Origin of the sequence: Tardiphaga sp. vice154, assembly GCF_007018645.1 — a bacterium.
In the GTDB taxonomy this organism is placed as follows: Bacteria; Pseudomonadota; Alphaproteobacteria; order Rhizobiales; family Xanthobacteraceae; genus Tardiphaga.
Genome location: NZ_CP041399.1, coordinates 293,833 through 318,670, shown reverse-complemented (window position 1 = coordinate 318,670; position 24,838 = coordinate 293,833). Strand labels below are relative to the sequence as shown.

At 64.0% G+C, this 24,838-nt stretch carries 24 protein-coding genes; 5 read left to right on the top strand and 19 right to left on the bottom strand.

Features of this window, described 5'->3' with window-relative positions; genetic code table 11:
* Positions 1–56 precede the first annotated feature (56 nt).
* From lptE to FIU28_RS01395, 3 genes are all read right to left on the bottom strand, one after another.
* The gene (gene lptE, locus FIU28_RS01405) at positions 57–617 is read right to left on the bottom strand and encodes an LPS assembly lipoprotein LptE (RefSeq protein WP_143571323.1); all 561 of its coding nucleotides are present in this window, start codon (positions 615–617) and stop codon (positions 57–59) included.
* On the bottom strand, positions 604–3,249 hold the full coding sequence (leuS, locus tag FIU28_RS01400; RefSeq protein ID WP_143571322.1) for a leucine--tRNA ligase: 2,646 nt from the start codon (positions 3,247–3,249) through the stop codon (positions 604–606). The genes lptE and leuS overlap by 14 nt, the downstream gene beginning before the upstream one ends.
* Positions 3,250–3,414: 165 nt before the next feature.
* Positions 3,415–5,115, bottom strand: a complete 1,701-nt coding sequence (locus FIU28_RS01395; RefSeq protein ID WP_143571321.1) for a sensor domain-containing diguanylate cyclase — start codon at positions 5,113–5,115, stop codon at positions 3,415–3,417.
* Between the two features lie 99 nt (positions 5,116–5,214).
* Between FIU28_RS01395 and FIU28_RS01390 the strand changes: the two genes are divergently transcribed.
* Positions 5,215–5,919, top strand: coding sequence for a YggS family pyridoxal phosphate-dependent enzyme (locus tag FIU28_RS01390; protein WP_441351323.1), 705 nt, complete (start codon positions 5,215–5,217; stop codon positions 5,917–5,919).
* 29 nt (positions 5,920–5,948) lie between these two features.
* Here the strand turns inward: FIU28_RS01390 and FIU28_RS01385 are convergent, their stop codons facing one another.
* Positions 5,949–6,518: a L,D-transpeptidase family protein gene (locus FIU28_RS01385; RefSeq protein ID WP_143571319.1), complete on the bottom strand. Its 570-nt coding sequence runs from the start codon at positions 6,516–6,518 to the stop codon at positions 5,949–5,951.
* A gap of 199 nt (positions 6,519–6,717) precedes the next feature.
* Here FIU28_RS01385 and FIU28_RS01380 point away from each other — a divergent pair, with 199 nt between their 5' ends.
* Together FIU28_RS01380 and FIU28_RS01375 are read left to right on the top strand one after the other, a co-directional pair.
* On the top strand, positions 6,718–7,404 hold the full coding sequence (locus FIU28_RS01380; protein ID WP_143571318.1) for a response regulator transcription factor: 687 nt from the start codon (positions 6,718–6,720) through the stop codon (positions 7,402–7,404).
* A 68-nt stretch (positions 7,405–7,472) separates the two neighbouring features.
* Positions 7,473–7,922 (top strand): Crp/Fnr family transcriptional regulator, encoded by a 450-nt coding sequence (locus FIU28_RS01375; RefSeq protein ID WP_143571317.1) that lies wholly within the window; start codon positions 7,473–7,475, stop codon positions 7,920–7,922.
* Position 7,923: 1 nt separating this feature from the next.
* Here FIU28_RS01375 and FIU28_RS01370 read toward each other — a convergent pair whose 3' ends face one another.
* The 4 genes from FIU28_RS01370 to FIU28_RS01355 all read right to left on the bottom strand — a co-directional run bounded on the left by FIU28_RS01370 (position 7,924) and on the right by FIU28_RS01355 (position 11,810).
* Entirely contained in the window at positions 7,924–8,850 is a 927-nt protein-coding gene (locus tag FIU28_RS01370; protein ID WP_143571316.1) for a dihydrodipicolinate synthase family protein, read from the bottom strand.
* Positions 8,851–8,918: 68 nt separating this feature from the next.
* Positions 8,919–9,902 (bottom strand): TRAP transporter substrate-binding protein, encoded by a 984-nt coding sequence (locus FIU28_RS01365; RefSeq protein WP_143571315.1) that lies wholly within the window; start codon positions 9,900–9,902, stop codon positions 8,919–8,921.
* 19 nt (positions 9,903–9,921) lie between these two features.
* A complete protein-coding gene (locus FIU28_RS01360; RefSeq protein ID WP_143571314.1) occupies positions 9,922–11,187 on the bottom strand; it encodes a TRAP transporter large permease in 1,266 nt (421 codons plus the stop codon).
* Entirely contained in the window at positions 11,187–11,810 is a 624-nt protein-coding gene (locus FIU28_RS01355; RefSeq protein WP_143571313.1) for a TRAP transporter small permease, read from the bottom strand. Before FIU28_RS01355 ends, FIU28_RS01360 begins: the two co-directional genes overlap by 1 nt.
* A 174-nt stretch (positions 11,811–11,984) precedes the next feature.
* On the opposite strand from FIU28_RS01355, the gene FIU28_RS01350 reads away from it, so the two are divergent.
* Positions 11,985–12,662 carry a GntR family transcriptional regulator gene (locus FIU28_RS01350; protein WP_143571312.1) on the top strand — a complete coding sequence of 226 codons (678 nt, stop codon included), beginning with the start codon at positions 11,985–11,987 and terminating at the stop codon, positions 12,660–12,662.
* Positions 12,663–12,784: 122 nt separating this feature from the next.
* Here FIU28_RS01350 and FIU28_RS01345 read toward each other — a convergent pair whose 3' ends face one another.
* The 9 genes from FIU28_RS01345 to tesB form a co-directional block, all read right to left on the bottom strand.
* On the bottom strand, positions 12,785–13,600 hold the full coding sequence (locus tag FIU28_RS01345) for an exodeoxyribonuclease III (RefSeq protein ID WP_143571311.1): 816 nt from the start codon (positions 13,598–13,600) through the stop codon (positions 12,785–12,787).
* 210 nt (positions 13,601–13,810) lie between these two features.
* Entirely contained in the window at positions 13,811–14,650 is an 840-nt protein-coding gene (locus FIU28_RS01340) for an outer membrane lipoprotein carrier protein LolA (protein WP_143571310.1), read from the bottom strand.
* 176 nt (positions 14,651–14,826) lie between these two features.
* Complete coding sequence (locus FIU28_RS01335) at positions 14,827–17,322, bottom strand: DNA translocase FtsK (protein WP_143571309.1); 2,496 nt, start codon at positions 17,320–17,322, stop codon at positions 14,827–14,829.
* A 25-nt stretch (positions 17,323–17,347) separates the two neighbouring features.
* On the bottom strand, positions 17,348–18,571 hold the full coding sequence (locus tag FIU28_RS01330) for an aminotransferase class I/II-fold pyridoxal phosphate-dependent enzyme (protein ID WP_143571308.1): 1,224 nt from the start codon (positions 18,569–18,571) through the stop codon (positions 17,348–17,350).
* A 268-nt stretch (positions 18,572–18,839) separates the two neighbouring features.
* Complete coding sequence (locus FIU28_RS01325; RefSeq protein WP_143571307.1) at positions 18,840–20,282, bottom strand: ammonium transporter; 1,443 nt, start codon at positions 20,280–20,282, stop codon at positions 18,840–18,842.
* Positions 20,283–20,336: 54 nt separating this feature from the next.
* Positions 20,337–20,675 (bottom strand): P-II family nitrogen regulator, encoded by a 339-nt coding sequence (locus tag FIU28_RS01320; RefSeq protein WP_143571306.1) that lies wholly within the window; start codon positions 20,673–20,675, stop codon positions 20,337–20,339.
* A 106-nt stretch (positions 20,676–20,781) separates the two neighbouring features.
* Positions 20,782–21,015: a hypothetical protein gene (locus FIU28_RS01315; protein WP_143571305.1), complete on the bottom strand. Its 234-nt coding sequence runs from the start codon at positions 21,013–21,015 to the stop codon at positions 20,782–20,784.
* 47 nt (positions 21,016–21,062) lie between these two features.
* Positions 21,063–21,401, bottom strand: a complete 339-nt coding sequence (locus FIU28_RS01310; RefSeq protein WP_143571304.1) for a P-II family nitrogen regulator — start codon at positions 21,399–21,401, stop codon at positions 21,063–21,065.
* A 169-nt stretch (positions 21,402–21,570) separates the two neighbouring features.
* Positions 21,571–22,431: an acyl-CoA thioesterase II gene (gene tesB, locus FIU28_RS01305; protein ID WP_143571303.1), complete on the bottom strand. Its 861-nt coding sequence runs from the start codon at positions 22,429–22,431 to the stop codon at positions 21,571–21,573.
* A gap of 118 nt (positions 22,432–22,549) precedes the next feature.
* On the opposite strand from tesB, the gene FIU28_RS01300 reads away from it, so the two are divergent.
* Positions 22,550–23,770 carry a ubiquinone biosynthesis hydroxylase gene (locus tag FIU28_RS01300; protein ID WP_143571302.1) on the top strand — a complete coding sequence of 407 codons (1,221 nt, stop codon included), beginning with the start codon at positions 22,550–22,552 and terminating at the stop codon, positions 23,768–23,770.
* A 120-nt stretch (positions 23,771–23,890) separates the two neighbouring features.
* On the opposite strand, the gene FIU28_RS01295 is transcribed toward FIU28_RS01300, so the two are convergent.
* Both FIU28_RS01295 and FIU28_RS01290 read right to left on the bottom strand, forming a co-directional pair.
* Positions 23,891–24,088 carry a Trm112 family protein gene (locus FIU28_RS01295; RefSeq protein ID WP_143571301.1) on the bottom strand — a complete coding sequence of 66 codons (198 nt, stop codon included), beginning with the start codon at positions 24,086–24,088 and terminating at the stop codon, positions 23,891–23,893.
* Between the two features lie 69 nt (positions 24,089–24,157).
* On the bottom strand, positions 24,158–24,832 hold the full coding sequence (locus FIU28_RS01290) for an LON peptidase substrate-binding domain-containing protein (protein WP_143571300.1): 675 nt from the start codon (positions 24,830–24,832) through the stop codon (positions 24,158–24,160).
* Between the last annotated feature and the right edge of the window lie 6 nt (positions 24,833–24,838).

Sequence of the window (24,838 nt, the reverse complement as noted above, 5' to 3'; positions counted from 1 at the left end):
CAACGAGGGTGGGCACGGCGCAACTGCGCCCTTGCCCACCCTACGACTTGGGGCGATCACGTCCCGGCGAAGAAGAACGACGCCAGCCGGGTATTGATGTTGTCGGCGATTTCCACCGCGGCGCGGTCCTCGGCGTCGCGGAAGGCGCGAGCCCGGGCGAAACGCTGGTAGCCGGGAATGTCGTAGGTCACGCGGGCAAAGGTATTGCCGGTCAGGACCTGCTTGCCGGTCGCAATCTCGATCAGGGCGTAATTGGCGTCGATGCCGTAATTCTCGGAGGTTGGCAGCTGGGTGGTCGGATCGACGATCAGCGAGGTCTTGCTCGGGTTGAAGCGCAGCACCAGCCGGTACAGCGGAGGCACGCCGGTGGCCGAACCATACAGCTTGAACTGCAGCGCGTTGCGGATCGCGACGCCGGCGCGGGCCTGCGGCGAATTATTGGGATAGGTCAGCGGCGGGACTTCCACGGTGGCCAGCTTGTCGCGCAACGCCGGCGCGCCATCGCTGCGTTCGGCGTACATCGGCTGGAAGCAGCCGGCCGTCAGCGCCGCCAGGGTGGCTGCGATGGCGAACCGGGCGACGATGCGGGATCGGATCCCAAAGCTAGCCGACGACATTCACGATCCTTTGCGGCACGATAATCAGCTTGCGGACGGGCTTGCCGTCCAAAGCCTGTTTTACTGTATCGAGGGCCAAAACGGCAGCCTCAATTTCGGAATTCGACGCATCGCGGGCCACCACGACTTCGCCACGCTTTTTGCCATTGACCTGAACCGGCAGGGTCACGGTGTCTTCAACCAGCAAATCGGGCTCGATTTGTGGCCAGCGCGCTTCCGAAACCATGCCGGGCTGCGCCAGCACGGCCCAGCATTCCTCGGCCAGATGCGGCATCATCGGGGAAAACAGTTGAACAAGGATGACCGCCGCCTCGTGCAGCGCCCAGCAGGTGTCGGGGGCAGGCGTGCCCAGGCGGGCCAAAGCCTCGCCCAGCGCATTGGAGAATTCGCGGATATGGGCCAGGCAGACATTGAAATGCAGCTTCTCGATCTCGGTCGTGACCTTGTCGAGCGCGCCGTGCGCCGCCTTGCGGATCGCCAGCGCGTCCGCGCCGAATTCGGCCGGGCGGGCGGCGGGCGCGGATTTGCCGTGCTCGGCTGATTCGTTCACCTGACGCCACAGCCGCTGTACGAATCGCGAGGCTCCCTGAACGCGCTCCTCGCTCCAGATCACGTCGCGGTCCGGCGGCGAATCCGACAGCATGAACCAGCGCGCGGTATCGGCGCCGTAGGTGGCGATGATGTCGTCGGGATCGACGGTGTTGCGCTTCGACTTCGACATTTTCTCGATAGGGCCGATGACAATGTTTTCACCGGTCGCAATCAGCGTGGCGCGTTGGCCATTGCCGCCGATCTCAATATTGATCTCGGCCGGCGAGGCGAAGGTGCCGTCCTGCTTCTTGTAGGTCTCGTGCACCACCATGCCCTGGGTGAACATGCCGGCGAACGGTTCGTCGAAGCCGACGTGGCCGGTGGCCTTCATCGCGCGCGTGAAGAAGCGGCTGTACAAGAGATGCAGGATCGCGTGTTCGACGCCGCCGATATACTGATCGACCGGCATCATGCGGTTGACCACGTCGGGCGTGGTCGGCGCCTCGGTATTCCACGGATCGGTGAAGCGCGAGAAGTACCACGACGAATCCACGAAGGTGTCCATGGTGTCGGTCTCGCGCCGCCCGGCGCCTCCGCATTGCGGGCAGGGGACGTGCTTCCAGGTCGGGTGGCGGTCGAGCGGATTGCCGGGCCGATCGAACTCGATGTCCTCGGGCAGTTCGACCGGTAGTTTCTTGATCGGCACCGGCACGACGCCGCAGACTTCGCAATGGATGATCGGGATTGGGCAGCCCCAGTAACGTTGCCGCGAGATGCCCCAGTCGCGCAGGCGGAAATTTACTTTGCGCTCACCGACTGGAGCGTCGCCAAATACAGCTGCCTCTAACCGCGTCGATACCTCTTCCTTAGCCTCGGCAATCGTCATGCCATCAAGGAAGCGCGAATTGATCATGCGACCGTCACCGTCATACGCCACGTCGGTGACAACGAAAGTTTCCGGATCTAGGCCTTCGGGGCAAACCACTGGCGTATTGCCGAGGCCGTATTTGTTAACGAAGTCCAAATCTCGTTGGTCATGAGCCGGGCATCCAAAGATGGCGCCGGTGCCGTATTCCATCAGTACGAAATTTGCGACGTAGACGGGTAACTGCCACGATGGATCGAACGGGTGCAGCGCTTTTATGCCAGTGTCAAATCCCTGCTTCTCGGCGGTATCGATGGCAGCCTGCGCAGTTCCGGTGTGGCGGCAATCTTCAATGAAATCTTTCAGTGCCGGATTGATCTTTGCTGCCGCTTCCGCAAGCGGATGATCCGGCGACAGCGCTAAGAATTTGGCGCCGAACAGAGTGTCAGGTCGCGTAGTAAAGATATCGACGCTAACGGTCTCGTTCGCTGAAATAAGTCCGAGAAGCTGATCTTTCCCCTCGCTCAGAGCGAAGCGTACTCGCAGCCCTTCCGACTTGCCGATCCAGTTGCGCTGCATGGTGCGGACCTTGTCGGGCCAGCGGTCCAGCCCATCCAGCGCGCTCAACAACTCGTCGGAATATTTGCTGATCTTGAAGAACCACTGCGTCAGCTCGCGCTGTTCGACCTCGGCGCCGGAGCGCCAACCGCGGCCGTCGATCACCTGCTCATTGGCCAACACGGTCATATCGACCGGGTCCCAGTTCACCTTGGACTGCTTGCGCTCGACCAGGCCTGCACCGAGAAAGTCGATGAACATGCGCTGCTGATGCTTGTAGTAGCCGGGGTCGCAGGTCGCGAATTCACGCGCCCAGTCGAGCGACAGGCCCATCGACTTGAGCTGCTTCTTCATCGAAGCAATGTTCTCGTAGGTCCACGCCTTGGGATGCACCTTGTTGGCCATCGCGGCGTTTTCCGCCGGCATGCCGAACGCGTCCCAGCCCATCGGGTGCAGTACGTTGAAGCCCTTGGCGCGCATCGTCCGCGCCACCACGTCGCCCATCGTGTAGTTGCGGACGTGGCCCATATGGATGCGGCCCGACGGATACGGGAACATCTCGAGCACGTAGTATTTCTGCCGGGGATCGTCGTTCTTGGTGGCGAAGATCGCCTTCTCGTCCCACAGGCGTTGCCAGCGCGGCTCGGTTTCGCGGGCGTTGTAACGTTCGTTGATCATGCGATTTGGCAGTCTGTTCCGGGGCTTAAGGCCGGGGACTAGGCCATAGAAGACCGTGCGGGGTCAATGCTTTGGGGCTACGGTAGCCCGGATGCCAATCCGGGGCCGGCCCATCCCGGCGCGCCGTTCCCGGATTTCGCTGCGCTTCATCCGGGCTACAGATCGTCACACCGCCAGCGACACCGTCGATGTGTCGATTGCGCGGACGAAGCCATGCTGGACTACCGTATTGCGGCCACGGCGCTTGGCGGCGTAGAGCGCGGCATCGGCGGCCTCGATCAGGTCCACCGGACTATCGCACTCGGTCGGGGTCGCCGACGCCACGCCGATGCTGACGGTGACCTGCTGAAACGCGCTGGTGACATGCGGGACCGAGAGGTTCCAGATCGCGGTACGAACCATTTCGCCGACCTGGATGGCGCGGCCCATATCGCCGTCGGGCAGTAGCAGGCAGAACTCCTCGCCCCCATAGCGGCCGGCGAAGCCCGTCACCTCGCTCGCCAGCGCGGCCAGCGCCTCGCCGAGCTGCGTCAGGCAGGCGTCGCCTTCGGGATGGCCATAGGTGTCGTTGAACAGTTTGAAGTGATCGACGTCGATCATCAGGAGGGCCAGGCCGTGGCCCGACTGCTGACCTTTGAGCCATTCCAGGTCCAGCCGGTCCTGGAAACCGCGGCGGTTGGCGAGGCCGGACAGCATGTCGATCGAGGCCAGCACGGTCAGCTGTTCGTTGCTGGCGCGCAGCTCGCGCTCGCGGCCGCGCAATTTGGCCGCCATGCCATACAAAGCGCGCGCCAGCGGCGCGAACTCCGCGGGCAGCTGATCGCGCGGTACCCGCGACGACCAGTCGCCGCGGCCGAAACACTGCGCCGTCACTTCCAGCATCTCGATCGGTTTCATGATCAGCCGCTCGGCCACCACGAGCGCGCCGAGCAGCACGAACAGGCACACCAGTCCGAGCTGCAGATAGGCGGTGCGGATTTCATGGTCGGCCGTTGCCGAGATTTGCGCTTCGTCGATGCTGACGATCAGTTGCGCGCCAGTACCGGCGAGGGCCGCAAAGGACACCGAGCGCGGCGTTCCGTCGTCGGCCGTAAACGACAGCGAGCCGGATTTTTGAGGCGAATTCGCCATCTGCGCGGCAATCCGCGGCAGCAGCGACGGGTCCGCCATCGGCTTGCCGATCCGGCTGGCCTGAGCGGCCGGCGCGGCCAGCACCATGCCGGTCCGGTCCACCAGCACCGCGGTGATGCCGGGCCGGCCCCCGAGGTTGTCGATGATCTTCGACATCCAGTCGAGATTGACCGCCGCCAAAATCACGGCGTCATCATCGCTGGTGATGCCCGGCGCCAGATAGGCGGCCATCACAGTCGGCTGATGGGTCATGCGGCTGAAAAGGTAATCGCTGACCACGAATTCGCCGGTGGCGAGCGCTTCCTGGAAATAGGAGCGGTCGCTGAAGTTCAGGCCTTGCTCGACCGCTTCGGACCAGGTCGAGCACCGAGCCGTGCCGTCCTTGCCTGCCACTGTCAGGCTGCGAATCCAGGGCATGTCGCCGCGCAGGCTGGCGCGCATGATGGCGCAGCTACGATTGACCTGGGCTGCCGACGTATAGATGTAGGCGGATGACTTCAGCACCGCCTCGACGGAGGCAACCACCTCGCTCTGCGCATTGGCGCTATGCCGGGCGATGCTCGAAAATTCCTTTTCGGCAGCAGAAATCTGCCGGGACCTCGTCTCGTCCAGAGACCGGATCCGCTCCACCATCAGCGGACCCACGACGATCAACGCCAGCAGCACGAGCCGCGCGCGAATCCCGAAGAGTTCCCTGATTTTCGCTTTGTTGCGGTTGAACCCGATGCGTGACATCTTCGACCCCTAGCCCCGACGGTAAAACTAGCTCCAATGGGTCAAAAAGCCTTTCCCGGATTAGCTAAAATTCGACCGATCTCACCGAAAGTTCTCGCCTTGGTTGAAAATAATGCAGTGCAAAACGCGGGTGACTTAACGCGTTCTTTACCAACCGACGGACTCTCCGCCGTGGAGTACGACGTATTCCGCGCCTGCAATGAAGCACGCCGGGACAGGTCTTCCGTGACACTTATCGCGGTTTCCAAGACCTTCGAGGCCGATGCCATCCGTCCGGTGATCGAAGCGGGACAGCGCGTGTTCGGCGAAAATCGCGTCCAGGAGGCTAAGTCCAAGTGGCCGGCGCTGCAGGCGGCTCAACCCGGAATTGCGCTGCATCTGATCGGGCCCTTGCAGTCCAACAAGGCGAAGGAAGCCGTCGCTCTGTTCGATGCGATCCACTCGGTGGACCGGGCGAGCCTGTGCGAGGCGCTGGCGAAGGAGATCGCGGCGCAGCAGCGGACGCCGGAACTGTTCGTGCAATTGAACACCGGCGAGGAGCCGCAGAAGGCCGGCATCGCCCCCAGCGACGCGGACGCGTTTCTGGCCCGCTGCCGCGACGGTTATGGCCTGACCATTGCCGGCCTGATGTGTATTCCGCCGGTCGATGACGCTCCGGCGCCGCACTTCGCGCTGACCGCCAGGATTGCCGCCCGCAACGGCCTCAAAGGGCTGTCGATGGGCATGAGCGCCGATTTCGCGATCGCAATCCAGTTCGGCGCGACGCATGTGCGGGTGGGTTCGGCGATTTTCGGGAAACGGTAAGGCAGTCAAACCTTACCTGCAATCTCAAGTCACCCTATTAAGATTCTAGTCCGCGGCCCGATCCGTGCCAATAGTTGCAATATGGCCGACCGCTTCATGGAGATACAACCGGCCGTCGGGCCGTATCCTGGTCGCGCCAGGTGCAGGAACACGGCGCTGCCACGCCCGGCGATGCGCGGTCGGGTGTTCTGGTCGATTTCGATGATGAAATCATAAAGATGGTCGTCGCGGCGTAGCCGGTCGGCGGCGGAATGATCCGCCAGCCGGACCGGGCGGTTATAATGCCGGTCGGCGGGGTCTTCGCACCAGCCGTCCGCCGGCGTGATGGCGCGGACCTTCAGGCGCGTTCGCGGCCGGCTGTGCCGGTCGGCGCGCCACCACAGCCGCAGCGGATGAAATATGCCGCGCGGGGTGGCACCGTCGCCCTCGCGTTTGTTCGCCTTGATTCCGCCGCGCCCTAACGCCACCGGTATCACCAGATGTTCCGCGATCAGCCAGCCGCGGCGCGGATTACCGGCAGCCGCGCGAATGCGGATCGCCGAAACCGGCCGGTCACGTAAGGTTGTTCGATAAGTGTCTGAAATGAAAAGGCTTCCCATCCGAATCGCCGAGTCCGTATTGCTCTATTCACCGCAAATGTTCTATCTGCGCCGGCGCGGCGCGTTCCCTGACATTGCTTCGGGAATGCAGCCGGTTATGCGCTAGGATATCCGGCGATTTCAAACTTCGTCATGATTTCTGACTGACGGTCAGCTTGTCGGACGCTTCCACCGCTCAGCCGCCCAAAGGATTGTCGCAATGCCCAATGCCCGCAAGATCTTGATCGTGGATGACGATACTGATTTGCGCGAGGCGCTGGTCGAGCAATTGTCGCTGCATGAAGAGTTCGAGGCCTCCGCCGTCGATACCGGCGCCAAGGGCGCTTCGGCCGCCAAGGCCAATTCGCCGGACCTGGTGTTGATGGATGTCGGCCTGCCCGATACCGATGGCCGCGAAGTGGTGCGCAGCTTGCGCAAGGCCGGCTTCAAGGCGCCGATCATCATGCTGACCGGGCACGACACCGATTCCGACACCATTTTAGGTCTCGAATCCGGCGCCAATGACTATATCGCCAAGCCGTTCCGCTTTGCGGTGTTGCTGGCGAGGATCCGCGCCCAGTTGCGCCAGCACGAGGCCAGCGAGGACGCGGTGTTCACCGTCGGCCCCTACAGCTTCCGCCCCGGCTCCAAGATGCTGACCGGTGCCAACGCCAAGAAGGTGCGGCTGACCGAGAAGGAGACCGCGATCCTGCGCTTCCTGTACCGCGCCGGGCAATTGCCGGTCTCGCGCGAGACGCTGCTGCAGGAGGTCTGGGGATACAATTCCGGCGTCACCACCCATACGCTGGAGACGCATATCTACCGGTTGCGCCAGAAGATCGAGAACGATGCCGCCAACCCGGAAATCCTGGTTACGGAAGCCGGTGGCTACAAGCTGGTGCCGTGATACGATTCCAGAAGCCGATTCGTCGCTGTGGTTGGCTTTGTTGATGCGTCCCGCTCTCACGGTCCTGCATGTCGATCGATGATGACCTTGCTCTGCTCGAGAGCGTCCCGACAATGCGCCTGTTGGGCGACACGGCGTTGCGCGTGCTCGCGATCGGCTCCGAGCAACTCGAATTCGCCCGCGGAGCGGTCCTGTTCCGCGCCGGGGACGATTCCGATTGCGGCTATATCGTCAAGCGCGGCTCGTTTCGCGTCACCCTCGATGACGGCACCAATTATGAGACGATCGCGGGCCCGGGCACGCTGATCGGCGAACTGGCTCTGCTGGTCGCCATGCCGCGGCCATCGAGCGCGGTGGCGCTGGAATTTTCCAGCGTCATCCGCGTTACCCGCGGCGTGTTCCAGCGCGTGCTCGAAAGCGACCCCGCCGCCGCGCGCCGCCTGCGCGACGACATGGCCGCCCGCGTCAGCCAGCTCGCGAGCGATGTGATGCTGGTGGGCTCGAAACTGAGTTTGTAACTCACGCCGCCTTCAGCCCGACATCCGGCAGCACCGGGCGGTTGTCCAGCGCCTTGGCCATCATCGCCTCGACCTCGGCCTTCTCGTGCGGCAATAGCGCCAGGCGGGGCGGGCGGGTCAGCGCGGTGCCGCGGCCGATGACCTGCTCGCACAGCTTGATGCACTGGACGAGATCCGGCCGCGCGTCGAGATGCAGCAGCGGCATGAACCATTCGTACAGCGGCATCAGCTCCTTGAAGCGGCCGGCGCGCGCCAAGCGAAACAGCGTCTCGCCCTCGCGCGGAAACGCATTCGACATGCCGGACACCCAGCCCACCGCGCCCATCGCCACCGACTCGACGATGACGTCGTCGAGGCCGGCGAACAGGACGAAGCGATCGCCGACCATGTTGCGGGTGTCGATGAAGCGCCGGGTATCGCCGGACGAATCCTTGAAGCACACCACGGTGTCGACATCGGCCAGTGTGGCGAGGATGTCGGGCGTGACGTCGTTCTTGTAGATCGGCGGATTGTTGTAGAGCATCACCGGCAGGTCGGTGGCGCTCGCCACCGCGCGAAAATGCGCGGCGGTCTCGAACGGCTTCGACGAATACACCAGCGCCGGCATCACCATGATGCCGTCGATGCCCACTTTGGCGGCTTCCTTCGCGGTCTCGACGGCGAAGGCGGTGGTGAACTCCGCGATGCCCGACAAGACCGGCACGCGGCCGCGCGAAACCGCTTTCGCCGTCTCCATGATGGCGATCTTCTCCTTACGCTCCAGCGAAGTGTTTTCACCGACCGAGCCGCAGATGATCAGGCCGGAGACGCCGTCGCGGATCAGGCCCTCCATCACCTTGGCGGTGGAGTCGAGATCAAGCGACAGGTCGTCGTGGAATTGCGTGGTGACGGCGGGGAAGACGCCTTCCCAGGAAATGCGCGGGCTCATTGAGGACTCCAAAGAAAATCGCGGGCGGAGCCTGCGCTCCGCCGGGTGAGACGGGACAGGCGGTGATATCAGAGCGTGGCGCCGACCTTGCGCAGCTCGGCGAGCACCGGCGCTTTCGGCAGCCAGATCTTGTCGAACTCGGCAATGACGGCTTCGGTATCGGCGGTGGCGACCTGGCGGATCGGGATCGGCGCGTTCTTGAAGTTCTCGATCAGCTTCGGCTCGTTGCCGGCCAGCTCGTCGATCTGCGCATCGAGATTCTGCTTCACGAGCTTGGTGATCAGCTCTTTGTCGGCGGCGGGCAGCGCCTGCCATACGCGGCCCGAAACCACCGCGGCCATCGGCATGAAGACGGCGTTCATCTGCAGGATCACTTTCGATACCTTGTCGAAGCGCTGGTTCCAGGAGAACTCCAGATCGGCCTCGAGCCCGTCGACCTGGCCGTTGGCCATTGCGTCGAATACGGCGGGCGTCGGGATCGGCGTCGGCGCAGCACCCAGAGACGAATAGAAGTCGCGATACACCGGCGTGGGGTTGATGCGCAGCTTCATACCCTTGATGTCGGCGAGGCTGTTGAGATCCTTCGACGAGAAGATCGCGCGCATGCCGGTGATGCCCCAGCCGAGCCCGATCGTGCCGGTCTCCTGCGGCAGCACGTCGAACAGTTTGATCGCCGCGGGATGGCGTACGAATTTGGCGACGGCCGGCGTCGAGCGCACAATATAGGGCGCGTTGATCGCCGCGATATGCGGCACGCGCGAGCCGAGTTCGGCGGCCTGGATGAATCCCATGTCGAGCGCGCCGGTCTGGAGCTGCTGCATCATCGCGGATTCATTGCCGAGCTGGCCGGAGTGAAACACCGTCATGGTGAGCCGGCCGTTGCTGGCGGCCTTGAGGTCCTCGCCGAGCTTCATGGCCGCCTTGTTCCAGGAATGGCCGTTCGGCGTGATCAGGCCGAGACGAAACTCCTTGGCCTGTGCAAGCACCAGCGATGGCGCGAACAGCGGCACGGCGGCGGATGCAGCGAGGAAGTGGCGACGGGACATACGCATGGCAGGGCTCCGTGTTGGATCAGTTGATGAGGACGAGCGACAGGATCGGGTACAGCGACAGCAGCACGAGCAGGATGCAGGAGATGAAGAAGAACGGCAGCGTGACGATGAACATCTTGCCGGGCTTGGCGCCGGTGACGGCGGCGGCGACGAAGAAGCACAGCCCGACGGGCGGCGACAGCAGGCCGAGCACGAGATTGATCACCACCACGACGCCGAAGTGGCGGGGATCGATGTGATAGATCTCGGTCGCGACCGGCAACAGGATCGGCACGGTCATGATCAGGCCGGGAATGCCGTCGATCACGGTGCCGATGATTAGCAGGATGACGTTGCAGATCAGCATAAAGCTGATGGGATCGTGCGCGACGGTCTGGATCCAGGCCGCGGTCTCCTGCGGCACCTTGCCGAAGATCAGCACCCAGGAGAACACGGCGGCCGCCGCGACCAGAAACAGCACGATCGCCGAATAGATGCCGGACCGCAGCATCATCTGCGGCAGATGCGACCACTGGAACTCTTTCGTCCAGTACCGGCCGATTAACGCCGCTGCGACAGCGCCGACCGCGGCGGACTCGGTGGCATTGGCGAGGCCGCCGAGGATCGAGCCGACGATGACGATCGGGATCAGCAGCGTCGGACAGGTGACCAGAATGGTTCGGATACGCTGCCGCGGCGTCTGATAGTCGGCGCGCGGATAGTTGTAGACATAGCCCATCAGCGCGATGACGACGCAGAACATCACGGTGAGGATGACGCCCGGCACGATGCCGGCGATCAGCATGTCGCTGACCGAAACCTGCGCCAGCACGCTGTAGACCACGAACATCACCGAAGGCGGGATGATCGGGCCGAGCATACCGCCATAGGCGGTGAGGCCGGCGGCGAAGGTCTTGTCGTAGCCCTTCTTCTCCATCTCCGGGACCATGATCTGCGCCATGATCGCGACCTGCGCGGTCGCAGATCCCAGGATCGAGGAGATGAACATGTTGGCGAGGATATTGACGTAGGCCAGCCCGCCCTTCAGCGAGCCGACGAAGGCCATCGCCATGTCGACGATACGCCGCGTGATGCCGCCGCCGTTCATGATCTCGCCGATCAGGATGAACAGCGGAATGGCGATCAGGCCGTAGCTGTCGACGCCGCCGAACAGTTGCAGCGGGTAGGACTGGAACAGCACCGGATTGCCCGACGCCATGATGTAGACGAAGCCGGACAGGCACAGGCAGAGCCCGATCGGCACGCCGACCAGCATGAAGACCATAAAGGCAGCCGAGGTGAGCATCAGTTCACCCCGTCGAGTTCGGAAAGCTCGAAGCCCTTCGGCGGCGTTCGCGGCACCCATTCGAGATCCTCGAGCAGGTTGGCGATGCCGTGGATGGTGATCGACACGGCGAAGATCGGGAGCGTCAGGTAAACCGCCCAGGTCGGCCAGTTCAGCGTCTGGGTGCGTTCGGTGTAGAGGAAGTTGAAGGTGGCGCCGGCGAACTTGCGGGCGTCGAAGCCCGCGCTGGCGATGCCGATCGGGTCCATCCACAGCACGCAGGTGATGATCAGCCCCGTGCCGAACGCCACCACCAAGCCTGTCGAGATCACCTTGGCGATCTTCCGGTTCCGCGCCGACAGGTTCTCGGTCAGCATCGTCACCGCGAAATCGAGCCGCAGCCGAGTCATCACGGATGCGCCGATGAAGGTCAGCCAGACCACCGAATACACCGCCGATTCGTCGATCCAGTACAGCGGGAAGCGAGTGTAGCGGGTGACGACGTTGATCAGGATCAGCGCGGTCAGCAGCCACATCAGGCCCATCAGAGCGTACCGCTCGATCGTCAACAGCCCACTCGACGCCTTGATGATGGCTCGCCACAGCGGGGAACTCGGGGCGGGTGAAATCGTCTGATCGACCATGAGCGCCCCGAAATGCAACAAATGTGATGCTTTCCCGGATCGTATAATTTATACAATCCGGGTGTCAAACCAGAATATGCACAAATCTGCACCTTTTCCAATTTTGCGCGTTGGGTGAGCATTGGCGGCGAGAGGCATCAACAAGTCGCTGCGGCCAAGCCGCGAACGGAAGTCATGATGAGCGCCCTGAAGCATCGGACCCTCTCGGCCGCGATCGTCGACCAGCTTCGGCAATCGATCCTCGACGGCACCCACAAGGCCGGCGCGCAACTGCGCCAGGATGCTTTGGGCGAAGCCTATGGCGTCAGCCGGATCCCGGTGCGCGAGGCGCTGTTTCAATTGGAAGCGGAGGGGCTGGTCCGCATCGTGCCACAGAAGGGCGCCATCGTCGCCGAACTGTCGCTCGGCGAAATCGAGATCAACGACGTGTTCGACCTGCGCTGCCTGCTGGAGCCGCGCATGCTCGCGCAATCGGCGCCGCGCTTCGAGGCGGAGGATTTCACCCGGCTCGACGATATTCAGGCGGGGTTCGAACGCGCGATCGCGGTACGCAACGTCAGCGACGGGGGCCAGTTGAACGCCGACTTCCACATGGCGCTATACGTCCGCGCCGAGCAGCCGCGCACCCAGTCGATCGTCGCCTCGCTGCTGCAGACCAGCGACCGCTACACCCGCGTGCAGCTCTCGACCACGGCGTCGATGGGCACCGCCGAGACGGAGCATGCCGAGCTGATCGAACTGTGCCGGGCCGGCAAGGTCACGGACGCCTGCCGCTTGTTGGAACGCCATATCGAAGCGGTGCGTCGGGATTTGCTGCGCGTGGTGGGGCGAAAAGGCGCGGCGTCGACCTAGGCTGTCATTCCGGGGCGCAAGTAGCTTCCTCCTAGGGAACCGGGAATCTCGAAGTGTGTCGCATGTCGAGTTTCCCAGTTCGCGGTCGGCTGGCGCCGTCCGCGCTCCGGAACGACAGCTACCTACAGCTCCAGCACCGTCGTTACCGGCACGTGGTCGGACGGTCGTTCCCAGCTACGCGCCTCGCGCGTGACCGCGAATTCGCGGATCATGTCGCGCATCGCCGACGACACCCAGATGTGGTCGAGACGGCGGCCGCGATTGGCGGCAGTCCAGTCGGCGGCGCGATAGCTCCACCAGGTGTAGATCTTTTCCGACAGCGGGATCTGCGCCCGGGCGACGTCGATCCAGTTGCCCTCGGCCTGCACCGCCAGCAACTTTTCGCACTCGATCGGCGTGTGCGACACGACCTTGACCAGCTGCTTGTGCGACCAGACGTCGTTCTCATGCGGCGCGACGTTGAGGTCGCCGACCAGGATGTGGCGCGCCTCGCCGCGTGGATGCAGTCCTTCGCAGGCCTTCATTTCGTCGAGGAACATCAGCTTGTGGGCGAATTTCGGATTGGCGACCGGATCGGCAATGTCGCCACCGGCCGGCACATAGAAATTATGCACCACCAGCGGCACCGTCATGCCGGCCTTCTCGCCGAACGACACCGAGATGTGACGCGAATCGACGTTGTTGCAGAATACCCGGACGTCGCTGGACTCGAACGGCAGTTTCGAGATGATGGCGACGCCGTGATAGCCCTTCTGGCCGTGGATCGCGATGTGCTCATAGCCGAGCTGCCTCAGCCGCTTCAGCGGAAACGCGTCGTCCGGCGTCTTGGTCTCCTGCAGGCACAGCACGTCGGGCTGCATCTCCTCAAGGAATTTCGCCACGAGCTCGATGCGCAACCGCACCGAATTGATGTTCCAGGTCGTCAGCTTGAATTGCATGGGGGACCGCAGGTTCTTCCCCTCTCCCCTTGTGGGAGAGGGTGGATCGACCGCTCTTGCGAAGCTTGCTTCGCACGGGCGGTCGAGACGGGTGAGGGGTAGCCGCACGCCCGGAGGCCGATGAACCCCCTCATCCCACGCCGACTTCGTCGACGCCACCTTCTCCCACAAGGGGAGAAGAGAAGGAAGAGCTACAGTAACTTCAGAGCGCTAGTTGTTGCCGCCGGGATATTTGGTGAAATCGATCTTGAACAGCGACGGATCGGGCTTCTTCGACGCGTCGAGATTGTAGATCGCCACGGTGGTGTCATAGCCCTGCGGGTCGGTGACGGTCCATTGCTTGAGCTGGCCGTCCTTGGTGCCGATCATCAGCATCAGCCGCGAGGTGCCGACCAGCGCATTCTTCTCCTCGATCGTCACCGAGGTATAGAGCTCGTCGCCGGTGATCGCGACCACGTTGGTGTCGCGCAGCAGGTCGATGCGGTCGGACAGCAGGTAACGCAGCGGGGTCTGCGACAGCGGGTAGATGTCCTGGGTCGCCAGCCTGGTGTCGCGCACCGCGAGCGACGAGCCGTCGGCGACCATCGCGATGGTGGTCGGCGCGTCATATTCGAACCGCACCTTGCCGGGCTTCTGGATGTAGAAATCGCCCTTGGTGCGGCTGCCGTCCGGGCCGACCTGGACGAAATTACCGGTGAGCGTGCTCAGCGACGACAGATAGGCGCTGACCCGGCCAGCCTGGGCTTTCTGGGTGGCGTCGAAGCTGGAAAAGAAATTGGCCGGCACGTTGCGGCGCGGGTCGGGGATCACCGGATTGGGTGGCGCCGAGTTACTGGCGGCGGCGAGCGTCATCGACGGCCGGGGCGCAGCCGGCGGCTCGGCCGCCGACACCTGGAAGCTGCCGCGGACTTTCGGCGCCGGGCGGGGCAGGGGAATCGTCTCGCCAAAGGCGGCCGGCACCAGCAGGCCGGTCACGAAGGCCGCGACGAGCCCGGCGGTGCCGATGCGAATGCTCGGCCGGTTGGCGGCGTGATGGGTCGCGGGTCTCATCGAGGCGTCGTCCTGTTCGGCTTCCGGGGCCCAATTTACCGCGATTTGCTGCAAAAAGGGGAGCAGTATTACGGCCGGATCGATGGCGGATGCCGCCGTCGTCCCGGTCTGCGCTAACCCGGCGCTGTGGCGATTTCGCGTCACCGTCGCCCGAATCTGATCGCGAGGGCGGCGCGTCAAAAGCCGCTCTCTTCTTCTTCGATCAGGATCTCACGCTTGCCGGAATGATTCGGCTGGCCGACGATGCCCTCGTTCTCCATCCGCTCCATCAAGGACGCCGCCTTGTTATAGCCGATCTGCAGCCGGCGCTGGATGTAGCTGGTCGAGGCCTTACGATCGCGCTTCACGATCGCCACGGCTTGCGAGAACAGGTCGCCCGCGCCGCCGCCATCGGCGCCCATGCTGGTACCATCGAATACCGCGCCGCCGTCCTCGCCCTCGGCCGGCTCCTCGGCGGTGACCGCCTCGAGATATTCCGGCTGGCCCTGGCTCTTGAGGTGGCGGACCACCTTCTCGACTTCCTCGTCGGACACGAACGGGCCGTGCACGCGCGAGATCCGGCCGCCGCCTGCCATGTACAGCATGTCGCCGCGGCCGAGCAGCTGCTCGGCGCCCATCTCGCCGAGAATGGTTCGGCTGTCGATCTTCGACGTCACCTGGAAGGAGATGCGGGTCGGGAAGTTCGCCTTGATGGTGCCGGTGATGACATCGACCGACGGCCGCTGCGTCGCCAGGATGACGTGCAGGCCGGCGGCGCGGGCCATCTGCGCGAGACGCTGCACGGCGCCTTCGATGTCCTTGCCGGCGACCATCATCAGGTCGGCCATTTCGTCGACGATGATGACGATATAGGGCAGCGGCTCTAGGTCGAGCTTCTCTTCCTCGTAGATCGCCTTGCCGGTCTCCTTGTCGAAGCCGGTATGCACGGTGCGGGTGAGTTCCTCACCCTTGCCCTTGGCTTCGAGCAGGCGTGCATTGTAGCCGTCGATGTTGCGGACGCCGAGCTTGGCCATGCGCTTGTAGCGCTCTTCCATCTCGCGCACCGCCCACTTCAGGGCAACCACGGCCTTCTTCGGATCGGTCACCACCGGTGTCAGCAGATGCGGGATACCGTCATAGACGGACAGCTCAAGCATCTTCGGATCGACCATGATCAGCCGGCATTGGTCCGGCCGCAGCCGGTACACCAGGCTCAGGATCATGGTGTTGATGGCGACCGACTTGCCGGAGCCGGTGGTGCCGGCGATCAGCATGTGCGGCGTGCGAGCTAGATCGATGATGATCGAATCGCCGCCGATGTTCTTGCCGAGGCACAGCGGCAGCTTGATGCTGCCGTCATTGGTGTCCTTCACCGTCAGCAGTTCGCGCAGATAAACGTTCTCGCGATGTGCGTTCGGCAGTTCGATGCCGATCGCGTTGCGGCCGGGCACCACGGCAACGCGCGCCGACAGCGCGCTCATCGAGCGCGCGATGTCGTCGGCGAGGCCGATCACGCGCGACGATTTGATACCAGGCGCCGGTTCCAGTTCGTACAATGTGACGACCGGGCCGGGGTGCGCCTTGACGATTTCGCCGCGGATACCGAAGTCGCTGAGCACGCCTTCCAGGGCGCGCGAATTGGCTTCCAGCTCGGCCTTGCTGAGCGGCTGGCGATCGGCAGCCTTCGGCGCCGTCAGCACCGACACCGATGGCAGTTCGAAGGTGCCGGACTTGTTTTTTCGCGATGGCTCCTTCGCCGGCTTGCCGCGTGGCTTGCTCGCGACGGGAGCCGCCTCTTCCTCTTCTTCGTCCTCGTCGTCGAACTCTTCCTCGACGTCGTGATGATCTTCCGCTTCCTCGTCATCGCGGCTTTGCGGCGCAATCGACGGGCTGGAGCGGCGGGCGCCGAGCGTCGGCTCATGGCGCTCGAAAGAGCTCGCGCGGGCATCCGGCGCGGAGGTGACGAATTTCGAATACAGGATCGACAGCAGCCGTCCGATCCGCGCCTTGGCGCTCATCGCGCCATGCACCAGCCAGCCCAGCGACACCGAACCGCGGTCGTTGTCTTCTTCCTCGAACGGTGCGTCGTCTTCCTCGATCGGATCGAACGCTTGCTTTGGCTTCGAGCCGAGGCCGCAGGCGATCAGGAAGGCAGCGACCATGGCACTGCCGAGGATCAAACCGAGCACGAAGCGATAGATGAAGCCGACCGGGCCGAAAACCACCGCCGGCGCGCGAAACAGCGCATCGCCGACCACACCGCCGACGCCGGTCGGCAACGGCCAGGAGCCGCCATGCTGCCAGCAGCTGGCGAAGCCCGCCGCGATCACCGTGCACAGGATCCAGCAGGCGATGCGCAGCGCCTCGCGGTCGAAATGCCGGTGCGTCATCATCCGCCAGCCCCACACTGCGACCGGCAGGATCAGCATGATCGAGCCGAGCCCAATAATTTGCATCAGGAGGTCTGCGCCGATCGCCCCGGGATAGCCGGCGATGTTGCGGATCGCCCGCGAGGTGGCGTGGCTGAGGCTCGGATCCTGCACCGACCACGTCATCAGCGCGGCGGCGGCGACGCCGGCGACGCCGATCAGCGCAAAGCCCGCGAGCTCGCGCAGCCGTCGCGCCAGCATCTCGCGAATCGACGCGGGCAGATGGCCGACCAGGGGAATCACGCGTTCGATCGTGGTGCTCATATCGTGGTGCTCAAGGCCCTTGCGATCACTTCAGAATTTCAACCAGCCGGCGCAACGCCTCGGCTGTGGTTTCAGTGTCCTGCACCAGCGCCAGCCGCAAATAGCCGTCGCCGGGATTGCTGCCGCCCGGCTGCAGCCGTGCCAGATAGGAACCCGGCACCACGCGCACGCCGCCGTCGCGATACAGCCGGATCGTCGCGTCCTCGTCGCCGCCATGCGCGGAAACGTCGAGCCAGAGGCAGAAGCCGCCGGCCGGGCGCTTGTATCCGTAGCGGTCGCCGAGGATCTGGTCGGCGAGATCGAACTTCAATCCGTACAGCCGGCGGTTTTCCGCGACATGCGCCTCGTCGCTGTAGGCGGCGACCGCGACCTGCTGCAACGGCACCGGCACCTGGGGCGCGGCAACATTGCGCAGCTCGTGGAACGCGGCGAGAAATTTCTTGTCACCGGCGACGAAGCCGACTCGCATGCCCGGCAGGTTGGAGCGTTTCGACAACGACTGGAACGCGACGACATTCGTGAAGTCAGGTCCGGCGAGTTCCAACATGCTGCCGGGCGCCGCGCCGGTATAGATCTCCGAATAGCACTCGTCGGACAACACGATGAAGCCATGGCGCAGCGCGAGCTGATGCAGCCGGCGGAAGTAGTCTGGCGTCGCAACTGCGCCCTGCGGGTTGGCCGGCGAGGCGATGTACATCGCCACCGTGCGCGACAGCGTGGCGTCGTCGAGCGCGTCGAGGTCTGGCAGGAAGCCGGTGTCGCGCGTGGTCGGCATGAACACGGCTTCGCAGCCGGCGGCACGGGCGCCGGCACCATAGGCCGGATAGAACGGATTGGGCAGCAGGATCGCCGGCGTGCCGTTACGCGGGCCGACGAAACGCGCAGCCGTGATGGCGGCAAAGAACAGCCCCTCGCGGCTGCCGTTCAGCACCAGCAGTTCCGATTCGGGATCGAGCGGACGCGGCAGGCTGAAGCGCGTTCCCATCCACGCCGCGGCGGCGCGACGAAACGGCTCGATACCCTTGGCGATCGGGTAGCGGCCGAAATCGGCAATGTGTTTCGCCAGCACCGGGCCGACGAAATCCGGAACCGCATGCTGCGGCTCGCCGAGCGACAGCGTGATCAGTGGCTTGCCGGGCTGATACGGCGCCAGCAGTTCGGTCAGCCGCGCGAACGGCGAGCGTTCGCTGTCGCGGCCAGCGGAAGCGCTCGCACCGTGGGCCGCGCGGGAAGAAGCGGTCATAGCCATCCTGGAAGCCAGTTAACGGGAGCGGCCGACCGCTTGAACGGTCAACCCAACATGATTGAGCCACCATGATACGCCGAGGTTAAGGCGCGATTAACCATCGACGGATGGGGCCGGCATGCCTGTTTTTCGTAGGCTTCACGCCCCAAAAAAAGGTGAAGGGCCCCAGCTTGCGCTGGAGCCCTTCGGCGGTTGTGGCATTGCCGGGTATTGCCGCAACCGATCTCGGGAGCTGCGAAGGACCGGGTGATCCTCCGCAGCCTCGTGGCGCTTACATGTTGTAGGCGCGTTCGGTGTGCTCGGTGACGTCGAGGCCTTCGCGCTCGACTTCGACATTGACGCGCAGGCCGACGATGACATCGACGACCTTGAACAGGATCGCCGAGCCGACGCCGGACCACACCAGTGTGGTCAGCACAGCTTTGCTCTGTGCGACCATCTGGGTGACCAGGTCGTAATCGCCGATCTTGCCGGCGACGTAGTCCATGACGCCCGTGCCGCCGAGGGCCGGGTTGACCAGGATGCCGGTAGCCAGCGCGCCGAGGATGCCGCCCACGCAGTGGACGCCGAACACGTCGGCGCTGTCGTCATAGCCGAGCGCGTTCTTGATCACGGTGCAGGCGAACAGGCAGATAAAGCCGGCCAGCAGACCGAGCACCAGCGCACCCATCGGGCTTGCGAAGCCGCAGGCCGGGGTGACGGCGACGAGGCCGGCGACCGCACCCGACACGGCGCCGAGCAGCGACGGGTGACCCTTGGTCATCCACTCCGCGAACATCCAGGCCATGGCCGCAGCAGCGGTGGCGAGGAAGGTGTTGACCATCACCAGGCCGGCCGCGCCGTTGGCTTCCAGATTGGAGCCGACGTTGAAGCCGAACCAGCCGACCCACAGCAGGCAGGCGCCGATCATGGTCATGGTCAGGGAGTGCGGAGCCATCAGCTCCTTGCCGTAGCCGGTGCGCTTGCCGATGATCAGGCAGCCGACCAGGCCTGCGATACCGGCATTGATGTGCACCACGGTGCCGCCGGCGAAGTCGAGTGCGCCCCACAGGAAGATCTGGCCGGCATCGGCCATCACTTCATCGAGCTTTGCCTGCGCCGCGGTCTTGGCGGCGGCGTCTGTCGCGGCGGCGACGGCCTTGGCGGCGGCCACGATGGCGTCCGGTCCAGCCCAGTACCAAACCATGTGAGCGATCGGGAAGTAGATCAGCGTCACCCAGAGCGGGACGAACAGAGCGATCGCCGCGAACTTGGTGCGTTCGGCGAAGGCGCCGATGATCAGGCCGGGGGTGATGGCGGCAAAGGTCATCTGAAAGCAGAGGTAGATCAGTTCCGAGATGTTGACGTCAGCGGAGAAGGTGGCTGCCATCGAATCGGTGGTGATGCCGGACAGGAAGGCCTTGGAGAAGCCGCCGATATAGGCCGAGCCGCCGGTGAAGGTGATGCTGTAACCGTACAGCGCCCAGAGGACCATCACGATGCAGGCCGTATAGAACACCTGGATCAGCACCGAGAGCATGTTCTTGGAGCGAACCAGACCGCCATAGAACAGCGCGAGGCCGGGAATGGTCATCAGCAGCACGAGCACCGTCGATGTCATCATCCAGGCGTTGTCGCCCTTGTTGATCGTCGGGTCGGCATAGGCCGACGTTGCGGCAAACAGGCCGACGGCGAGTGCCGCCAATCCCGCGCCAGAGGGACGCTTGAACGTCATTTGTTTGACTCCTGATTGGTAAAAAAGGTGAGCGCGAAATCCAGGGGGCTCGATTTAAAGGGCCGCGGCATCGGCCTCGCCGGTGCGGATGCGGACCGCGTGGTCGAGGGCGATGACGAAGATCTTGCCGTCGCCGATCTGGCCGGTCTTGGCCGCGGAGGTGATGGCTTCGATGGTTTTCTCGACCTGGTCGGAGGCGACCGCCACCTCGATCTTGATCTTGGGCAGGAAGCTCACCGCATATTCTGCGCCGCGATATATTTCCGTGTGGCCCTTCTGCCGGCCATATCCTTTGACTTCCGTCACCGTCAGACCATGAACGCCTATGGCGGTCAGGGCATCACGGACTTCCTCAAGCTTGAATGGCTTGATGATCGCCATAACAATTTTCATGGGTCCTATCCCCGCTTGGGCCCGGCCAAAACACGGTCGGGCGATCTCGACTGAGGTTCACCACGCGGAGAAGTTCACTACGCGGGCACAGCCAGCCCAGATAGAATCAAATGCCGTGCCAGATCGATGAAATTCCGTAACAGTTTATGAAATCGAAGCTTTTCGGGCTTTTGGCATCGACGGCCGCCCTGCGCCATTCGGTCGCGCCCAAAAAATAGTCATTGCCGCTCAAAAGCAGCGCATGACAGGCTCTCGACATAATCCTGCTTATGAGGCAGGCATCATAGAGGTATTCAGGTAGCTCAAACTTCTGCAAAACTGGCGATTCTGCGTAATCCAAAGGCCTTCCAACTCAGGCGGGAAAGGCGGTGGGACGCAACTCAGCGGCTAAAGCGCGTCGCTGTCGGTTTCGCCGGTGCGGATCCGGACGGCGCTGTCGATCGGGACCACGAAGATCTTGCCGTCGCCGATCTGGCCGGTGCGGGCGCCCCGGGTAATGGCCTCAACGGCCTGGGCGGCAAGGTCGGTGCTGACGGCGATCTCGAGCCGCAGCTTGGGCAGGAAGTTCACCACATATTCGGCGCCGCGGTACATTTCGGTATGGCCCTTCTGGCGGCCATAGCCCTTCACCTCGGTGACCGTCATGCCATGCACGCCGATCGCGGTCAGCGCCTCGCGCACTTCGTCCAGCTTGAAGGGTTTGATCATCGCAACGACGAGCTTCATGAAACGACTTCCTGTTGAACGACTTTGCACGGCACCGCGGGCCGGTCGGTGTCGTAAACTGCTGAACATCCTATCGGCATAGCGCGCGAAAAATAAGCTAAATCGCCACGTGGCCAACGACTTGCCCCGGCTTCTCCATCGGGACGCCCGATTTGGCCAAGGACGCGGACTACTCGCGCCGCTCGCGCATCGAGCCTTCTTGCGCCACGGACGCCACCAGCGTGCCATCGGGTTTGAAGATCAGGCCGCGGGCGAGGCCGCGGCCGCCTTGCGCGCTCGGGGAATCCTGGCTGTAGAGCAGCCATTCGTCGGCACGGAACGGGCGATGAAACCACATCGCATGGTCGAGGCTGGCGGCCATCACGCGGCCGTCAAACAAGGTGCGGCCGTAGCGCGCCATCACCGAATCGAGCAGCGAGAAGTCGGAGGCATAGGCCAGCGCGCACATGTGCAACGCCGGATCGTCCGGCAGCTTGGCCGCGGTGCGGATCCAGATGTTGATCCGGCCGTCGGGTATTTCGGTGCCGAAATAGCGCTGGAACTCGACCGGCCGCAGCTCGATAGGCCGGTCCGATTCGTAATAGCGCCGGATGAAGTCCGGCATCTCGATGGTCGGATGCTTGGCCAGTTCCTCGGCGGTGAGTTTTTCCGGCGGCGGCACATCCGGCATCTGGTCCTGATGATTGAACGAGCCGGCCTCCTCGACGTGAAACGACACCATCATCGAGAAGATCGCCTGGCCGTGCTGGATCGCGGTGACGCGGCGGGTCGAATAGCTCTTGCCGTCGCGCAGCCGCTCGACCTCGTAGATGATCGGGATGGCGGGGTCGCCGGGCAGGATGAAATAGCAGTGCAGCGAGTGCGGGAAGCGCCCCATGACGGTGCGGCACGACGCCACCATCGCCTGGCCGATCACCTGGCCGCCGAACACCCGCTGCCATCTCGTCTTCGGGCTGGTGCCGCGGAACAGGTTCAATTCGAGGGTCTCGAGGTCGAGAATATCCAGCAGGTCGATCAGGCTCTTGGACATGGACGTCTTTCCGTCAGCGGCGGCGCCAGGGCGAAACGGCATGCGCCACCCTCTCGCCCTTGTTTCCGTTCCTGTTTCGCCCAGCTATAAGCGCGAGGCAACAGCGGGACCTGAAATCATGGCGGCACAACGAGGCATTGTCATCGGCGGCGGCGCATTCGCCGGACTGGCGCTGGCGCTGGCGCTGCGCCAGGGGCTTGGCGACAGCATCCCGATCATCGTGGCCGACCCCAGCTTCTCCCTGCAGGTGAGCCGCGACAAGCGCGCCACAGCGATCGTAGCCGGCTGCCGGCGGCTGTTCGAGTCGCTCGGCGTATGGCAGGCCGTGGCGGCCCATGCCCAGCCGATCCTCGACATGGTGGTGACCGATTCCCAGCTCGAGGATGTCACCCGCCCGGTATTCCTGACCTTCGCCGGCGCCGTCGAGCCGGGCACGCCGTTCGCGCATATGGTGGAGAACCAACTCCTGATCGATGAGCTGGTCACGCGTGCCACCGCCGCCGGCATCGATCTGCGCCCCACCGCGGTAACCTCCTATACGTCTCGTCCCGATGGCATCAGCGTCACGCTCGGCGATGACCAGGTGATCGAGGCGAGCTTGCTGGTCGCCGCCGACGGGGCCCGCTCCAAGCTGCGCGCCCGCGCCGGCATCGCGACCCATGGCTGGGATTACGACCAGTCCGGCATCGTCGTCACCGTCGGCCACGAGCGCGACCATCAGGGCCGCGCCGAGGAACATTTCCTGCCGTCGGGCCCGTTCGCGATCCTGCCGCTGACCGGCAATCGCTCGTCGCTGGTATGGAGCGAGCAACGCGACGAGGCTGCGCGCATGGTCGCGTTGCCGGACGAGGAATTCCACGCCGAACTGGAGCGCCGCTTCGGCCTGCATCTCGGCGAGCTCCGCGTGCTCGACAAGCCGAAGGCGTTTCCGCTCGGCTATTTCGTGGCGCGCTCCTTCATCGCCGAGCGCCTCGCGCTGGTCGGCGACGCCGCGCACGTCATCCATCCGATCGCGGGGCAGGGGCTCAACATGGGGCTCAAGGATGTCGCCGCGCTGGCGGAATGCATCGTCGATGCCGCGCGGCTCGGGATAGATTTCGGCAGTGCCTCCGTGCTGGAGCGCTATCAGAGCTGGCGCCGCTTCGACACCATGGCGATGGGCGTCGCCACCAATGCGCTGAACCTGTTGTTCTCCAACAAATCGACCGTGCTGCGCGGCATCCGCGACATCGGCCTCGGCCTGGTCGACCGCCTGCCGCCGCTGAAAAGCGTGTTCATCCGCCAAGCGGCGGGACTGTCGGGCGAAATCCCGCGGCTGCTGAAGGGCGAGGCGCTGTAGCAGCTTTGTAGCCCGGATGAAGTCGGCGCGCGCATCGCGCGCGGCGACGCAATCCCGGGCGGCCTTTGTGTTGATCGGCCGGTCCCGGATTGCGCCTCGCTGCATCCGGGCTACGAAAGCTCAGTCAATCTTCCGCGCTTCTTCCGGCAGCATGATCGGGATGCCGTCGCGGATCGGGTAGGCGAGCTTGGCCTTGCGGGAGATCAGCTCCTGGCGGTCGGCGTCGTATTCCAGCGCGCCCTTGGTGAGCGGGCAGACCAGGATCTCCAGCAGCTTGCGATCGACGCTGGCATTGGGGCGTTCGGCGGATGTGGTCATGGTGGCTCCGGCAGGCGGTCGATCAGGTGGTCATGGTAGCAAGACAGTGTGGCGCGGACCATCGCCGTTTTATTGCAGGCCGGGATCGCCCGACGTGCGCTTCTTGGCCAGATCCATCTCGGTGACGGCGATCAGGATCTCGGCCCGCGTCTTGAGGTCGGGGGCTTCCAGCATTGCCTGTTTTTCCGGCGTGCCGTAGGGCGACATCATGGCCAGCGCGTTGACCAGCGCCTCGTTCGGCGCGTTCTCGATGCCGTCCCAGTCCACCTTGAGATCGTTGGCCTTGAGGAAGTCCGTCAGAACCGCCAGCAGCGCTGTGCGATCGACGTCGTCCTCGCCCTTGCGCGCAGTAAAGTCGTCGATGAACGGGAAGTAGTCGACCTTGCACTGCCGATAGGCGGTCAGCACGGTCAGCTCGTCCTTCACCTTGAAGCGCGCGACGCCGGTGAGTTCGAGGATGTAGCGGCCATCACCGGATTCGGCGAGCTGGGTGATGCGGCCGACGCAGCCGACCTTGAACAGCTTCGGGTGCTCCTCGTCCGGCGAGTGCGACATATCGGGCTGGATCATGCCGATCAGCCGATGCCCGTCGCGAAACGAATCATCGATCATCGCCAGATAGCGCTCTTCGAACACGTTGAGCGGCATCTGGCCGCGCGGCAGCAACAGCGCGCCCGGCAGCGGAAACACCGGGATCACCTCGGGAAGGTCTGAGGGTCCCTGATAGTCGGCATTGATGGGCATGTCCGG

Bases quoted from the DNA above. Each gene is read 5' to 3' on its own strand.
- FIU28_RS01300 (WP_143571302.1), top strand. From the start codon at position 22,550: ATGGCGGCACAACGAGGCATTGTCATCGGCGGCGGCGCATTCGCCGGA.
- FIU28_RS01295 (WP_143571301.1), bottom strand. From the start codon at position 24,088: ATGACCACATCCGCCGAACGCCCCAATGCCAGCGTCGATCGCAAGCTG.
- FIU28_RS01325 (WP_143571307.1), bottom strand. From the start codon at position 20,282: ATGACGTTCAAGCGTCCCTCTGGCGCGGGATTGGCGGCACTCGCCGTC.
- FIU28_RS01385 (WP_143571319.1), bottom strand. From the start codon at position 6,518: ATGGGAAGCCTTTTCATTTCAGACACTTATCGAACAACCTTACGTGAC.
- FIU28_RS01290 (WP_143571300.1), bottom strand. From the start codon at position 24,832: ATGCCCATCAATGCCGACTATCAGGGACCCTCAGACCTTCCCGAGGTG.
- FIU28_RS01345 (WP_143571311.1), bottom strand. From the start codon at position 13,600: ATGCAATTCAAGCTGACGACCTGGAACATCAATTCGGTGCGGTTGCGC.
- FIU28_RS01375 (WP_143571317.1), top strand. From the start codon at position 7,473: ATGTCGATCGATGATGACCTTGCTCTGCTCGAGAGCGTCCCGACAATG.
- FIU28_RS01310 (WP_143571304.1), bottom strand. From the start codon at position 21,401: ATGAAGCTCGTCGTTGCGATGATCAAACCCTTCAAGCTGGACGAAGTG.
- FIU28_RS01355 (WP_143571313.1), bottom strand. From the start codon at position 11,810: ATGGTCGATCAGACGATTTCACCCGCCCCGAGTTCCCCGCTGTGGCGA.
- FIU28_RS01350 (WP_143571312.1), top strand. From the start codon at position 11,985: ATGATGAGCGCCCTGAAGCATCGGACCCTCTCGGCCGCGATCGTCGAC.
- FIU28_RS01320 (WP_143571306.1), bottom strand. From the start codon at position 20,675: ATGAAAATTGTTATGGCGATCATCAAGCCATTCAAGCTTGAGGAAGTC.
- leuS (WP_143571322.1), bottom strand. From the start codon at position 3,249: ATGATCAACGAACGTTACAACGCCCGCGAAACCGAGCCGCGCTGGCAA.
- lptE (WP_143571323.1), bottom strand. From the start codon at position 617: ATGTCGTCGGCTAGCTTTGGGATCCGATCCCGCATCGTCGCCCGGTTC.
- FIU28_RS01380 (WP_143571318.1), top strand. From the start codon at position 6,718: ATGCCCAATGCCCGCAAGATCTTGATCGTGGATGACGATACTGATTTG.
- tesB (WP_143571303.1), bottom strand. From the start codon at position 22,431: ATGTCCAAGAGCCTGATCGACCTGCTGGATATTCTCGACCTCGAGACC.
- FIU28_RS01365 (WP_143571315.1), bottom strand. From the start codon at position 9,902: ATGCGTATGTCCCGTCGCCACTTCCTCGCTGCATCCGCCGCCGTGCCG.
- FIU28_RS01395 (WP_143571321.1), bottom strand. From the start codon at position 5,115: ATGTCACGCATCGGGTTCAACCGCAACAAAGCGAAAATCAGGGAACTC.
- FIU28_RS01335 (WP_143571309.1), bottom strand. From the start codon at position 17,322: ATGAGCACCACGATCGAACGCGTGATTCCCCTGGTCGGCCATCTGCCC.
- FIU28_RS01360 (WP_143571314.1), bottom strand. From the start codon at position 11,187: ATGCTCACCTCGGCTGCCTTTATGGTCTTCATGCTGGTCGGCGTGCCG.
- FIU28_RS01370 (WP_143571316.1), bottom strand. From the start codon at position 8,850: ATGAGCCCGCGCATTTCCTGGGAAGGCGTCTTCCCCGCCGTCACCACG.
- FIU28_RS01340 (WP_143571310.1), bottom strand. From the start codon at position 14,650: ATGAGACCCGCGACCCATCACGCCGCCAACCGGCCGAGCATTCGCATC.
- FIU28_RS01330 (WP_143571308.1), bottom strand. From the start codon at position 18,571: ATGGCTATGACCGCTTCTTCCCGCGCGGCCCACGGTGCGAGCGCTTCC.